The organism is Gilliamella sp. B14384G12 (assembly GCF_016101825.1).
Lineage (GTDB): Bacteria > Pseudomonadota > Gammaproteobacteria > Enterobacterales > Orbaceae > Gilliamella > Gilliamella apicola_N.
This window is the reverse complement of record NZ_JACFPU010000002.1, coordinates 306,142-320,024: the sequence shown is the minus strand read 5'-3', so window position 1 is coordinate 320,024 and position 13,883 is coordinate 306,142. Positions and strand designations below refer to the sequence as shown.

Genomic DNA, 13,883 nt, shown 5'->3' with positions numbered 1-13,883 from the left:
AAGGGATAAATGAGTTATGTCATCACCAATTATTGTTGCTGTTGATTTTGCTGATGTTAAGTCAGCTTGGAATTTTATTGATCGGGTTGAGCCTAAAGATTGTCGTTTAAAAATTGGTAAGGAATTATTTACTCATGCTGGACCTGAATTCATAAAACAGATTATGAATAAAGGTTTTGAAATTTTTTTAGATCTTAAATTTCATGATATTCCAAATACCGTGGCTAAGGCAGTAGCAGCGGCGGCTGATTTAGGTGTTTGGATGACGAATGTTCATGCTAGTGGCGGAATTCGTATGATGGAGGCTGCAAAAGATGCACTTTATCCTTATGGTAAAGATGCGCCACTTTTAATTGCTGTAACAGTATTAACGAGTATGGAAGCGGCAGATCTTAAAGATATTGGTATTAATGTTTCACCTTTAGAACAAGCAACTAAATTAGCTATACTTGCCAAAAACTGTGGGCTTGACGGTGTTGTTTGCTCTGCTAAAGAAGTACAAAGTTTTAGAACTAGACTTGGTAGTAATTTTAAATTGGTCACGCCGGGTATTCGTCCTTTAGGCTCAGGTCCTGATGATCAGCGTCGTATCATGACACCACAACGCGCTCAAGCGGCGGGCTCCGATTATTTAGTCATTGGTAGGCCAATTACTAAAGCAGAAGATCCTGCTAAAGCATTACAATCTATTTTATCTACCCTTGATTTAAGTAAGAGTTAATTTAATTATGTCAAATAATCCTCTTGTTTATTCGACCGATCAAGGGCGAATTAAACCAATAGAAGAAAAAATATCTCATCCTAAAGGTGATGGTTTTATACGTATTCAAAGACAGACATCCGGTCGTAAAGGCAAGGGCGTATGTGTTATTTCTGGTTTTGATTTGGATGATAATCAATTGTCTAAGTTAGCAGGAGAACTAAAAAAGCGTTGTGGATGTGGCGGCTCTATTAAAGATGGAACGATTGAAATTCAAGGCGATAAACGAGATTTGCTAAGGTCGTTATTAGAAGATAAAGGCTTTAAAGTTAAACTTGCTGGCGGATGATTTAACTGATAAAACACAACTCCCATGTATAAAATTATGGGAGTTATATATTCAAAAATTAATTCGAACGATAAGTGCGCATTTTTTTGCTGATATCGCGACGTTCTTTAGATATTTCAGCATTCTTAATAATATAATCATCAACTCGATCATCATAATCGCTTTTCATATTAGCAATAATAGCTTGAAGTTCTTCATACGTCATATTTGGTTTAATGTATTCACTTAGGTTTTCAAGTAAGAGTACACGTTTTTGGTTATCGCGAATTTTTTTCTCATTATCTGAAATTTCGCGTTTTAATTTATTTAAACGACGTGATAGGCGAATGTATTCTAATACATCTTGAAACGATGGTGCACTTGCTTTTTCCTTGTCCATCTAAAACCCCTTAATTGTAAAAATTGAAAAATAAACCTTGTCTAATTATATACTAATAATTTTCTAAGATCATATTAATTATATTTTTAAATATCATCAGATTTTGTCGGAAAATTCAATAATTAATTGCCTTTTTATGATTTATTTATCGGCATTTGGCATTATTGTTGAATTTAGTCATTAATTTTATACTCAAATGTATGCACTTCCTCAAATATTTTTACAAAAAAGAGAAAAATTAAAACAACTATTAAGAATTATTACAAAATATTATACAATAGCGCAATATTTCTAAAGAATATCTAATGAGAGAATCATAATGAGCTGGATTGAGAAAATTCTAAGTAAAAATAATATATCGTCAGATCATAAAAAGGCGAATATTCCCGGAGGGGTTTGGACCAAATGTAGTAATTGTGAGCAAGTCATTTATCAAGCTGAACTAGATCGTAATTTAGAGGTGTGTCCGAAATGTGATCACCATATGCATATTGCTGCGAGAGTTAGATTATACCGATTTCTAGATGAAGGTTCTGATGTTGAAATCGGTGCAGAACTTGCTCCAAAAGATATCTTAAAATTTAAAGATACTAAAAAATATAAAGATCGGTTAACTGCTGCTCAAAAAGATACCCGTGAAAAAGAAGCTATGGTGGTTATGAAAGGCACACTACTTGGCATTCCTGTTGTGGTTGCTTGTTTTGAGTTTGCATTTATTGGAGGCTCAATGTCTTCAGTTGTTGGCGCATTATTTACTCGTGCTGCTGAACAAGCTATTGCCGATAAGTGTCCACTAATCTGTTTTTCAACTAGTGGTGGTGCGCGAATGCAAGAAGCTCTCTTTTCATTAATGCAAATGGCAAAAACGAGTGCTATTTTGGCTAAAATGCAAGATGAAGGTTTACCTTATATTTCAGTTATGACTGACCCTACAATGGGCGGTGTATCAGCAAGTTTAGCGATGCTCGGTGATATTAATATTGCTGAACCAAAAGCGTTAATAGGTTTTGCTGGTCCTCGGGTTATTCAACAAACCGTTCGAGAAACGTTACCTGAAGGCTTTCAACGTAGTGAGTTTCTGCTCGAAAAAGGGGCTCTTGATATGATTATCCACCGTAAAGATATGCGACCAAAGATTGCTGGTTTGATCGCAAAATTAATGAAACTTCCAGCCCCTTTTTATGATGTCACTAATAATGAAACAATGTAATTAATCATGCAAGTAGAAAAACCTAATGCCTTGTCTGACTTATCAGCATGGCTTTGTTATCTAGAACAACTACATCCCTCGACAATTGATCTGGGTTTGGATCGTGTCAAAACTGTTGCTCAGCGCCTTAATTTATTGCAACCAGCACCTTATATATTTACGGTTGCTGGTACTAATGGTAAAGGAACAACTTGTAAAACACTCGAGATGATATTACTTGCAGCCAATTTACATGTTGGTGTTTATAGTTCTCCTCATTTATTACGTTTTACAGAACGAGTACGAATTGATAATCAAGAATCAACAGAGCAAGAAACGATAAATGCATTTACACAAATTGAGAATGCGCGCGGTGAAATCTCACTTACCTATTTTGAATATGCTACTCTCGCTGCACTGTACCAATTCAAACAGGCTAAATTGGATGTTGTTATTTTAGAAGTCGGTTTAGGTGGTAGGCTTGATGCAACTAATATTGTCGATGCTGATGTTGCAATTGTGACAACAATAGGTATTGATCATGTTGATTATTTAGGTAGTACTCGTGAAAGTATAGGTCAAGAAAAGGCAGGTATCTTTAAGTCTAAAAGTATTGCTGTTGTGGGAGAACCAGATATCCCTATGTCAATTTTAGATGTAGCTAAGTCAGTTAATTGTCCTATTCATAGTATTAATCATGATTGGTCTTATGAGCAAAAAAGTAACGATAAATGGGATTTTTATTCTAGTCGATGTCAATATCAATCTTTACCAATTCCTAAAGTGCCTTTAGCTAACGCTGCAACAGCAATTGCAGCTTTGAGTTATTCATCGATCCAAATTGAAACAAGACAAATAAATGAAGGTTTATTGAATTCAAGTCTAGTTGGACGATTTCAGACAATAAATACAGACCCACTTGTAATAATTGATGTCGCTCATAATCCCCATGCGGCTGACTATTTAATAAAGCAATTAGCATTATTGCGGTCAGAAAAAAAACATTTAGGTAAAGTTAGATTTGTTATTGCTATGCTTAAAGATAAAGACATTAAAAGTACTTTGTCTATATTGAAAGGGGATGCTTGGTATTGTGCCTCACTTTATGGCGAACGAGGATGCCGTAGTGAAGTATTGAAACAATATTTAATAGAGGATAATAAGCTTAATGTATCAACATTTGATAGCGTTTTAGATGCTTATCAAATGGCTCTACAAGATGCTAAAAAAGATGATATCATAGTAGTATGTGGTTCGTTTTATACGGTATCTGATGTTTTAGCTAATATAGCGGCGGATTAAGTTTAATTAATCATGATGAAAAATAAAAAAAGTAGCAGTACTAATCAAAATAGAATAAGAAATCAACTCGTTGGTTTTGCAACATTATTGTTAATTTTAGCTGTAATAGCGCCATGGATCCTAATAGATAAATCTAATCAACGAACTTTAGCTACTCCAATTTTACAACCAGAAATAGTTAATCAACAAAATCAACTCATAAATTCATCTAATGAGTCAAGTTATGAATTTGACAATATTAATAATATACCTAACACTTCGTATATTTCGGGTGTAGATCAAAATTCTAACCCATTGACGTTACCGAATATTTCCGAAAATGACGAGTCAGATTCGACAGTTTCAGTTTCAGGACAAGAAACCAAAACATTTATGATTCAACTAACAGCGTTAAAAAATAAACAAAAAATTGAAGAACTTGTTGCATTGTTGAGATTAAATAATTATAACGTGAGGCTCGTACCTAAAAATCCAGAACCGAATCAAGTAATTAAATTACAAGTTGGCCCATATGCAAAAAGGGAACAAGCAGAACAAATTATTACTAATTTAAATAATTTAACAAAATTGAAAGGGATTATTGTAGCTAATTAAGAATTATCTTTTTATATCAAAGATAAAATTAATTTATAATTTAATGAGTTTACATATAGTATTATTTATTTACAATAATTAGCGGTGATAAAAATATTTTTTAACATAAAATAGCGGATTATTATGATGAATTGGGTTGATATTACAATTATAGGTATTATTGCTTTTTCAGCTTCAGTTAGTATTGTTCGAGGTTTTATACGAGAAGCTTTATCTCTTGTTAGTTGGGGATTAGCTTTTTTTATAGCAGGTCATTTTTATACTTACATCACTCCATACATGACCTACTTTGATAGCGATATCATTCGCATTGCAGTAGCAATTACTATCCTTTTTTTTGCTACATTATTAGTATGCTCAGTTGTCTCTTATGTTATTGGTCAATTAGTTCAAAAAACTGGCTTATCCGGCACTGACCGAGTTTTAGGTATATGTTTTGGAATTTTGCGTGGTATTTTAGTTGTTGCAGCATTACTCTTTTTCATTGATACCTTTACGCCATTATCAAAATCACCTTATTGGACTAATTCACAGCTTATTCCTCATTTTCATTTTATTATTCGTTGGTTTTTTGATTATATCCAAAATTCATCATCTTTTTTAGTTCGGTAAGCTTGAGGTAGTCATTATATGTGTGGTGTTGTAGGTATTGTAGGAAGTAGTACGGTCAACCAATCAATTTATGATGCATTGACTGTGTTGCAACATCGAGGACAAGATGCTGCAGGTATTGTTACAATTGATGATCAAAATCGCTTTCGTATGCGAAAAGCGAATGGTCTCGTTAAAGATGTATTCCAAGAACATCATATGCAGCGTTTACAAGGTAATTTAGGGATTGGTCATATACGTTATCCAACAGCCGGAAGTTCCAGCCCATCGGAAGCACAGCCCTTTTATGTCAATTCACCTTATGGTATCGCTCTTGCTCATAATGGTAATTTGACTAATACCGATAAACTACGTAATAAAGTTTTTGAGTTAGCTAGGCGTCATATTAACACTAATTCCGATTCCGAAGTTTTACTCAACATTTTTTCCAGCGAACTCGATAAATTTCCAACTTATCCTCTTAGCCCAGATAATATTTTTACCGCAATTCATAATGTACATATGATTATTAAGGGAGCCTATGCTTGTGTAGCAATGATTATAGGACATGGTTTGGTTGCTTTTCGAGATCCTTATGGAATCCGTCCGTTAGTTATTGGTAGAAGAGTTTTAGAAAATCAAAAAATTGAATATATGGTTGCCTCAGAAAGTGTGGCATTAGATATTCTTGATTTTAAGTTTATGCGTGATGTTGAACCTGGCGAAGCGATTTATATCACTCAAGATGGGCAATTATATTCACAGCAATGTTCAGATAATCCTCAATACTATCCATGTATTTTTGAATATGTTTATTTTGCAAGACCGGATTCGTTGATGAATGGTGTATCTGTTTATCAATCTCGCATTTTAATGGGACAAAAATTAGGGCAAAAAATAGCAAATGAATGGAAGGATGTTGATATTGATGTTGTCATACCGATTCCAGAAACATCATGTGATGCGGCGCTTGAGATAGCAAGAATACTAAATAAGCCTTATCGACAAGGATTTGTTAAAAATCGTTATGTTGGACGAACATTTATTATGCCCGGACAAACGGTACGTAAACTTTCCGTAAGAAGAAAACTCAATGCAAATCGTATTGAATTTGAAGGTAAAAATGTTCTCTTAGTTGATGATTCAATCGTACGAGGTACTACATCAGAAAAGATTCTTGAAATGGTTCGCTCGTGTGGTGCGAAGAAAATTTATTTGGCTTCTGCCGCACCAGAAATAAGGTATCCTAATGTTTACGGTATTGATATGCCTGTTGCGAGCGAATTAATTGCTTATAATCGAACAGTTGATGAGATAGCTAAAGATATCGGTGCTGATAAACTTATTTTTCAAAATCTTTCTGATTTAATTGATTCAATTAAAATCCTAAATCCAAACATAACACATTTGGAGTGTTCTGTTTTTAATGGGAAATATATTACCGAAGGTATTGATGATAACTATTTGTCTTCGCTAGAAATAAACAGAAGCGATAAGATTAAGTTAACACCAACTAAAGAATCAGAAAATCTAGAAATTTATAATGAAGGTCAATAAAAAATCATCTAAAATGAAAAAAATGTTAAAAACAGATGAATTATTAGACGGTTTGCCTGTTTTTTTCATCCAATCAATTTGTTACACATTCCTAATCATAACAAGAAAGTAATTTTAAATTAGTTATTACAATGTTTATTAAGTTGAACAATTAGTTTACTAAAATCATACTATTCTTATTTTTATTTAACTTTATGAAAAATAAATAAATTATATTTGTTTACAAAAATTAATCAAAAAATACGTAAATTTATTTTGATTTATGACAATTTTGTAATATCATCCCCCTCGTATAAAGGGTTTTGAATAATTTTAAAATCCTTAAAAAAATAAATATGGAAAGAAAACAAATTTAAAGCATTTTTATCCAGAATAAATTAATAATAGAATTTAATGGTAGATGAGCTTTATTAACAAATAAAAAAAGAACTTGTTACTGCGTAGCATTGTGTCGGTGAAATATAAGGAATAATTAAGATGAGAAATAATCTTAATTTAAAAGTTATCTCTACACTAATTATCATGGCTTTAGGCTGCCAAATGAGTTGGGCAGTCGATAATACTGTTTCTGAAACAGTAACGGCAGTTGATAGTAATAAAGTGATCGAGTTAAAAGATGGTATGAAGGTGCGTGAGATGGTCAATAACCAGCAACGTAGCCTATATCAAATAGCACTTTTAAGCGGTGTCTCTGTTTCAGAATTAAGAGAGATGAATGCTGGCCGTTATGATAAAAAAGATGTGGTAGAAGTTGGAGAGCGTTTAGTGCTCCCTGAAAACTCTCCCATATTGCCTGCATTGAAAAAAACAGATTCTGGTAGTCAAGATAAATATGCTAATTTGCCTAAATTAGGTTCGGATGATAATTATGACGTTAAAGCTGATAAAGATGCTTTAGCAAGCCAAGTTGCATCAACTTTACAGACTTTAGCTACTCAAGATTGGAAGCAAATCACCTCTTCTGAGAATGGCGGCATATCTGGGCATGTAAAAAATAAAGCAAAAGATTATGCTGAAGATTATGTACGTAATAGTGTAAGAAACCAAGTTGTTGATCCATTAAAAGGTGCTGCGCAAGACTTTTTAGGGCAATTTGGTACTGCACAATTACAGTTTGATATCAGTGACACAGGGTCATTTAATAATATCAATGCCAAACTATTTAGTCCTTGGTACGACACCGAAGATACTTTGATCTTTACTCAATTGTCTTTTCAAGAATATGAGCATAATCGACGTATTGGTAACTTTGGTATTGGTCAACGCTGGGATGTAGCTGATAAAACATGGTTATTAGGTTATAACGTATTTTTAGACCACGATTTTCAACGTTCTCATAACCGTTTAGGTATTGGTGCTGAAGCTTGGACAGACTATATGAAGTTTGCCATTAACTATTATCACCCATTATCTGATTGGAAAAATTCAAAAGATTTTGATGATTATTTAGAACGCGCAGCTAGAGGATTTGATATTCGTTTCCAAGGATACTTGCCACAATATCCACACTTAGGTGGTTCATTGATGTATGAACAATACTATGGTGATAAAGTAGCATTATTTGGTAAAGATAATTTACAAAAAGATCCTAGAGCTGTAACTGCGAGTATTGATTACACGCCTGTTCCTTTATTTACGGTTAAAGCCGAACATAAACGTGGTCAAGATAGTAATAAAGAAACTAAAGCTGAACTAACCATGAATTACCGTATTGGAATGCCTCTAAAAGACCAGATGGATCCCGATATGGTTCAAGCCGCTCGTTCAGTTAAAGGTAGTCGTTATGATCTTGTTGATCGCAATAATTACATTGTTCTTGAATATAAAGAAAAGAAAATGAGTGTTGATTTAGGGCTTGAATCACTGCAATTATTGGAAGGTGAGACTTATGACGTTAGCATTGGCGTTCATAATGCTAAAGGTATACGCAGTGTCTCATGGTCTGGTGATATGATGGAAATTGATGCGGGCGGTGGTTTCTTATGTTTTGCAACAGGAACATGTAATTCTTCAAACTGGTTAACACCTCATACCAATATTAACAATTGGAAAATTGTAGCGCCGGATTATGTTGATTCTACTGGTCAACGTCGTCCTATAAGCACTAAAGGTAAATACACATTGGCGGTAACAGTTACCGACGAAAAAGGTAAATCTGCAACATCTAACTCAATTTCATTTGAAGTATTACCAAATCTAAATACACGTAAAGTTGGGGTCTGGGTAATAGATGAAAATGGAAATAAGGTTTCAATGGCTAACAGACCGGCTGATGGTCAAAGTGCAATCACTATTTTTGCAACATTAGTTAAACCTAAAGTAGATGTCGGATCGATTACTTCTGAAGATGATGTAGAAGGTTTTAGTGATGAAGAACTAATGAATAGTATACCTGATAATTTTGCATCAGTACTAAAAGGGTGGTCAGCTACAAGCAATGGAAAAAAAGTGGCTTTAATTGATGGTACCTCAGGTAATGTTAATGCTTGCCCATCACAAGAACCTTGTGTCATTGTAAAAGGTTTTGAAAAAGTTAAGATGGGACAAAAAGTATCTGCTAATGCTGCAACGGCAGCTAATATTGATGCGATAGGTGATACTTACATTTTAGATGTCGCCTCAAATCTTGCTGGTGTTGTTGAATTTGCAATTGCTATTGATAGATTTGGTACCTCTTTCAATAAAGCTAAGGTTAATTTTACAGGTGGTAAAGCTAATACTATTAAAGTTTACCGCGCAGATGGCGTATTAGTAGCAGAAAACACAGGTAATTCTCTTAACTTTGACCCAAATGGTGTTAAAGAATGGATGGTCGATAGTGAGTATTATGTAAAGGCTTATGGTGTTGATGGTCAGGAACTTCCTACTCCATTTACTGTTTGGTCACTTGTCGGTTCCAATGAACAGGCTTGCCCAGGCAGTGCTGCAACTTCTGCATTACCAAGTTATGAGGAAAATCCAAATGGTCCATGGTTTAATGTTGCTATGGGGCCTAATGCTCACTACACAATAAGAAGTAAGAAAACATTGAGTTATGCAACAGCAGGTAAAGGTGTTGCTCCTGTTGCTGGTGCACCTGCTCATTTGAATTTAGAACAGTCGGTTACACCTTCACCGTTAGCGTGTGCGGGAGATCAAGGTTTTAAATTGCAAGTAACAATTACAGATTATAACTAATTAGTCATGCGTATAAGTAATATGAAGATATAATAATAGGTTTTAGGTTAACGAATGATTTCGGTAGCTTATATTTGGGAACACCAACAAAAGTGTTGTATTCATTTAAATACAACATATTCAATTTAAAAATAAAAATAGGAAGTTAAACATGAAAAATTTAACAATCAAAAAAATTGCATTTGGCTTATTATTAGCAGGTTATGCATCAAGTAGCGCATTTGCAACATTACATGCAACAACTAACGAAACAATACATGGTAATGCACCTGTTCTTTCCAAAATAAATGGCGATGTTGCTGATCATACTATTACTGTAACCTTTACTACTGATGCTGCCGGTAACAATAACATTGGAGCAAATGACAATGTTAAAGTTGGTGATTATATGAAAATTTCATATAAATTACTAGACAGCGATGGTGATGTAGATAATGGAAATATCAAAGATTCTCTTACTGTTTATATAAGACAAAAAGATAGCGCTGGTAATTACGGAGCTTGGACACCAATTACAGGAGCAGATCTTCAAGGTCTTTCATTTACAACTGCTCAAAGTGTAAATGGTGTACAATCAGGTTCTATTATATTTGAAATTGATGATAAATTTGCTGGTGCTGATCAAATTGGTTTTAAATTACAAGAACGTACCGAATTTGGTTTACCTAGCACCAATCAATGGTTGAGTATCTCAGACGTTTGGTCATCAGAACTTCCACAAGTATCTACAGATGGCACTGAACCAGATGGACTACCTTCTGATCCAAAAGGTCCAGGTGATCAAGCACCAGGTAAAGGTCCAATTATTAGTGATACCTTTAAAGTTGGTATCTTTAAATATGACGCAAATGATCAGTTAGATACTTCAGTTAACTATGCTAAAGCTGGTGCAACTAACCCTCAATACGGCGATAAATTTGGTGCTGTAGTTTGGAATGATGCTGATAGAAACGATAGCATTGATTCAGGAGAGTTAATTAAAACTTCAGCTTATACATATAAATGGACACTTGACGGTACTTATTTAGACACTAATGCCACTACTGATGAGTTAGCTTCAAGCACTACAACAGCTCAAGGCGATACTATTTACTTAGGTAGCACAACAGCAAATCATAACTCAATATATAACACAGCCTACAAAGCAGGTGCTCAAGGCTATCATTTGAGAGTTGAAACTAACGAATAAATATAAGTAATACTAATTACTTTAAATATTATTAAAACCACTCATATGGGTGGTTTTTCTTTACTATTAAAAAATATTTATTGATGTATATATTATTGTAAGTTATTTAAAAAAAATAAAACTGCATATTATAATGTTGCAAATAATCATAATTTTTAATCTTTAAGCTAATTTATATAATTTTATTACATGATTTATCCTCACGATTATTAGCCAAATAAAATTAAAAAATGAAATGATTCTTCTTATTTTTAAATGGATGCTTTAGAATACTAACCAATTCCAAATAATATTAATTTATCATGATTATTCCTTGGCAAAATCTTGACCCGCAAACATTAGATAACATAATTGAATATTTTGTGTTACGTGAAGGTACCGATTATGGTCTGCAAGAAAAATCCCTCCAAGAAAAGGTTACTCAAGTAAAATCTCAATTAATTGATGGAACTGTGGCAATTTTTTGGTCTGAATTACACCAAACAGTTGATATTAAACTTGTTAAATAATGGCTAAAATCCTTATCGCTTAGTATATGATTTATTGTCCAACTTTGTTATAGTGTGTAGGTTGTAAATTGAATGGAGAGAAAGGAATAATGATTGGTAAACAGCAAACGGATACAACATTAGAGTGGTTTTTATCCCATTGCCATATTCATAAATATCCAGCTAAAAGTACCCTAATTCATCAAGGTGAAAAAGCAGAAACTCTCTATTATATTGTAAAAGGATCTGTAGCCGTATTGATTAAAGATGATGAAGGTAATGAAATGATATTATCTTATTTGAATCAGAATCAATTTTTAGGTGAATTAGGTCTTTTTGAAGAAGGAACAGAGCGAAGTGCTTGGGTTAAAGCGAAAACAAGTTGTGAAGTAGCTGAAATCTCTTATAAGAAATTTAAGCAACTAGTTCAGGTCAATCCCGATATTTTAATGAAACTTGCCAGCCAAATGGCTAGTCGCTTACAAGTAACATCTGAAAAGGTTAGCAATTTAGCGTTTCTTGATGTTGCCGGTCGTATTGCACAAACCTTATTAAATCTGGCTAAACAACCTGATGCTATGACACATCCTGATGGTATGCAAATTAAAATTACTCGTCAGGAAATAGGTCAGATTGTTGGATGTTCTCGTGAGACTGTCGGTCGAATTTTAAAAATGCTTGAAGATCAACATTTAATTTCTGCTCATGGTAAAACTATTGTTGTTTATGGAACACGCTAAGTGATTAAACAAATCTTTAATAACAAGTTGATAAAATGATTTATATGACACGGTATATTTCATGATTCAAGAAAGATACATTCCTAACCATGTAGCGATCATTATGGATGGAAATGGTCGCTGGGCACAGCAACGAAAACAATTACGTGCAGTTGGACATAGAGCTGGTTTAAAAGCAGTACGTAAAATAGCTACCTATGCTGCAACTCTTGGTATAAAAGTTTTAACGTTGTATGCTTTTAGTAGTGAAAATTGGAAACGCCCAGCAAGTGAAGTTTCTGCTTTAATTTCTTTGTTTATTTATGCTTTGAATCGTGAAATGAAAAGTTTACACAAAAATAATGTTCGATTAAATATTATTGGTAATATTTCTCAATTTAATGAAGATTTGCAAAATATGATTATTAATGCAGAACAATTAACGAAAGATAATTCTGGATTAGTTTTGAATGTTGCTGCAAATTATGGTGGTCGTTGGGACATCTTACAGTCAACTAAAAAAATGGCAAAGCAAGTCTTAGATGGTAAAATAACGTTAGATGATATTACTGAAGAACGATTTAATTCGGAAATAAGTATGCATGAGTTTCCTGAAGTAGATTTAGTTATTCGCACTGGCGGTGAATATAGAATCAGTAATTTTTTATTATGGCAGATCGCTTATTCTGAACTTTACTTTACTGATGTTTTATGGCCAGACTTTAATCAAACGTTATTTGACAAAGCAATTGATGCCTTTAATACCAGAGAGCGGCGTTTTGGTGGTATACCTATAGAGGAACATTCATGTTAATTCAACGATTACTTGCTGCAATTGTGCTAATTCCACTTGTAATTATTCTACTTTTTTTTACGCAATTATCGGTATTCGCTTATATCATGATTGCTGTTGTCGGTATAGCTGCATGGGAGTGGTCACAGTTTTTGCATATAACTAATAAGTATTCAAGACTAATGTTTGCTTTTTTTATTGCAGTTATATTAGCTTTGTTATATTTTATGCCAATCTCTTTTGAACTAAAATCCAAACTGTATAATATTATATTATCATTTTCAATTATCTGGTGGTTAGTTGCATTATACTTAGTAATAAGTTATCCCAAAACCATACATTATTGGTCTAATGTTGCTGTAAAATTAACTTTTGCTTTTTTTACGTTAGTTCCATTTTTCCTTAGTATGATAGCGTTAAGATCCATTAACTATCATTCAAATTGTTATACAGGAGCAATCTTGCTGTTATATGTATTTGTGCTAGTATGGGCAACAGATACTGGAGCTTACTTTGCTGGGCGAATTTTTGGTAAACGAAAATTAGCACCGAAAGTTTCCCCAGGTAAAACTGTAGAAGGTTTCATTGGTGGCGTTAGTGTCGCGTTTTTAATTAGCTTGATTGTTTATTATTCTAATCTGTTCAATATAAAATTTAACGTTTTTTTTATCAGTTCTTTTTTTGCTGTCTTGGTTTCAGTATTAGGTGATTTAACTGAAAGTATGTTTAAACGTGAAGCCGGTATTAAAGATAGTGGTAATTTAATACCAGGACATGGCGGTATTTTAGATAGAATTGATAGTTTAACAGCCGCTGTTCCAATTTTTACAGTACTATCTTTATATTTATCATAGAG

The 13,883-nt window shown here is 33.4% G+C and carries 14 protein-coding genes; 13 read left to right on the top strand and 1 reads right to left on the bottom strand.

What is annotated here, in order from left to right:
- Nucleotides 1-16: 16 nt before the first annotated feature.
- The gene (pyrF, locus tag H3S73_RS04020; protein WP_198226279.1) at nt 17-721 is read left to right on the top strand and encodes an orotidine-5'-phosphate decarboxylase; all 705 of its coding nucleotides are present in this window, start codon (nt 17-19) and stop codon (nt 719-721) included.
- A 7-nt stretch (nt 722-728) separates the two neighbouring features.
- Nucleotides 729-1,049, top strand: coding sequence for a stress response translation initiation inhibitor YciH (gene yciH, locus H3S73_RS04015; RefSeq protein ID WP_198226281.1), 321 nt, complete (start codon nt 729-731; stop codon nt 1,047-1,049).
- Nucleotides 1,050-1,107: 58 nt separating this feature from the next.
- Here yciH and tmaR read toward each other — a convergent pair whose 3' ends face one another.
- On the bottom strand, nt 1,108-1,428 hold the full coding sequence (gene tmaR, locus H3S73_RS04010) for a PTS system regulator TmaR (protein ID WP_025316420.1): 321 nt from the start codon (nt 1,426-1,428) through the stop codon (nt 1,108-1,110).
- A gap of 319 nt (nt 1,429-1,747) precedes the next feature.
- Here tmaR and accD point away from each other — a divergent pair, with 319 nt between their 5' ends.
- The 11 genes from accD (at nt 1,748) to H3S73_RS03955 (ending at nt 13,881) form a co-directional block, all read left to right on the top strand.
- Complete coding sequence (gene accD, locus H3S73_RS04005; protein ID WP_198226283.1) at nt 1,748-2,638, top strand: acetyl-CoA carboxylase, carboxyltransferase subunit beta; 891 nt, start codon at nt 1,748-1,750, stop codon at nt 2,636-2,638.
- A gap of 3 nt (nt 2,639-2,641) precedes the next feature.
- Nucleotides 2,642-3,919, top strand: coding sequence for a bifunctional tetrahydrofolate synthase/dihydrofolate synthase (gene folC / locus H3S73_RS04000; protein WP_370528778.1), 1,278 nt, complete (start codon nt 2,642-2,644; stop codon nt 3,917-3,919).
- A 12-nt stretch (nt 3,920-3,931) separates the two neighbouring features.
- Nucleotides 3,932-4,513 carry an SPOR domain-containing protein gene (locus tag H3S73_RS03995; protein WP_198226287.1) on the top strand — a complete coding sequence of 194 codons (582 nt, stop codon included), beginning with the start codon at nt 3,932-3,934 and terminating at the stop codon, nt 4,511-4,513.
- A 126-nt stretch (nt 4,514-4,639) separates the two neighbouring features.
- Nucleotides 4,640-5,125 (top strand): CvpA family protein, encoded by a 486-nt coding sequence (locus H3S73_RS03990; RefSeq protein ID WP_198226710.1) that lies wholly within the window; start codon nt 4,640-4,642, stop codon nt 5,123-5,125.
- An 18-nt stretch (nt 5,126-5,143) separates the two neighbouring features.
- Complete coding sequence (purF, locus tag H3S73_RS03985; protein ID WP_198235641.1) at nt 5,144-6,661, top strand: amidophosphoribosyltransferase; 1,518 nt, start codon at nt 5,144-5,146, stop codon at nt 6,659-6,661.
- Between the two features lie 477 nt (nt 6,662-7,138).
- Nucleotides 7,139-9,838: an inverse autotransporter beta domain-containing protein gene (locus H3S73_RS03980; RefSeq protein WP_198235640.1), complete on the top strand. Its 2,700-nt coding sequence runs from the start codon at nt 7,139-7,141 to the stop codon at nt 9,836-9,838.
- 151 nt (nt 9,839-9,989) lie between these two features.
- Complete coding sequence (locus H3S73_RS03975) at nt 9,990-11,027, top strand: hypothetical protein (protein WP_198235639.1); 1,038 nt, start codon at nt 9,990-9,992, stop codon at nt 11,025-11,027.
- 302 nt (nt 11,028-11,329) lie between these two features.
- Entirely contained in the window at nt 11,330-11,536 is a 207-nt protein-coding gene (locus tag H3S73_RS03970) for a YheU family protein (RefSeq protein ID WP_198226294.1), read from the top strand.
- 86 nt (nt 11,537-11,622) lie between these two features.
- A complete protein-coding gene (gene crp / locus H3S73_RS03965) occupies nt 11,623-12,255 on the top strand; it encodes a cAMP-activated global transcriptional regulator CRP (protein WP_025316411.1) in 633 nt (210 codons plus the stop codon).
- A 61-nt stretch (nt 12,256-12,316) separates the two neighbouring features.
- Entirely contained in the window at nt 12,317-13,048 is a 732-nt protein-coding gene (locus H3S73_RS03960; RefSeq protein ID WP_198226296.1) for an isoprenyl transferase, read from the top strand.
- A complete protein-coding gene (locus H3S73_RS03955) occupies nt 13,042-13,881 on the top strand; it encodes a phosphatidate cytidylyltransferase (protein ID WP_198235638.1) in 840 nt (279 codons plus the stop codon). Before H3S73_RS03960 ends, H3S73_RS03955 begins: the two co-directional genes overlap by 7 nt.
- Nucleotides 13,882-13,883: the final 2 nt, after the last annotated feature.

What these genes read in the sequence shown, in the direction of transcription:
- pyrF (WP_198226279.1), top strand. Translation starts at nt 17, where the DNA reads ATGTCATCACCAATTATTGTTGCTGTTGATTTTGCTGATGTTAAGTCA.
- yciH (WP_198226281.1), top strand. Translation starts at nt 729, where the DNA reads ATGTCAAATAATCCTCTTGTTTATTCGACCGATCAAGGGCGAATTAAA.
- tmaR (WP_025316420.1), bottom strand. Translation starts at nt 1,428, where the DNA reads ATGGACAAGGAAAAAGCAAGTGCACCATCGTTTCAAGATGTATTAGAA.
- accD (WP_198226283.1), top strand. Translation starts at nt 1,748, where the DNA reads ATGAGCTGGATTGAGAAAATTCTAAGTAAAAATAATATATCGTCAGAT.
- H3S73_RS03995 (WP_198226287.1), top strand. Translation starts at nt 3,932, where the DNA reads ATGATGAAAAATAAAAAAAGTAGCAGTACTAATCAAAATAGAATAAGA.
- H3S73_RS03990 (WP_198226710.1), top strand. Translation starts at nt 4,640, where the DNA reads ATGAATTGGGTTGATATTACAATTATAGGTATTATTGCTTTTTCAGCT.
- purF (WP_198235641.1), top strand. Translation starts at nt 5,144, where the DNA reads ATGTGTGGTGTTGTAGGTATTGTAGGAAGTAGTACGGTCAACCAATCA.
- H3S73_RS03980 (WP_198235640.1), top strand. Translation starts at nt 7,139, where the DNA reads ATGAGAAATAATCTTAATTTAAAAGTTATCTCTACACTAATTATCATG.
- H3S73_RS03975 (WP_198235639.1), top strand. Translation starts at nt 9,990, where the DNA reads ATGAAAAATTTAACAATCAAAAAAATTGCATTTGGCTTATTATTAGCA.
- H3S73_RS03970 (WP_198226294.1), top strand. Translation starts at nt 11,330, where the DNA reads ATGATTATTCCTTGGCAAAATCTTGACCCGCAAACATTAGATAACATA.
- H3S73_RS03960 (WP_198226296.1), top strand. Translation starts at nt 12,317, where the DNA reads ATGATTCAAGAAAGATACATTCCTAACCATGTAGCGATCATTATGGAT.
- H3S73_RS03955 (WP_198235638.1), top strand. Translation starts at nt 13,042, where the DNA reads ATGTTAATTCAACGATTACTTGCTGCAATTGTGCTAATTCCACTTGTA.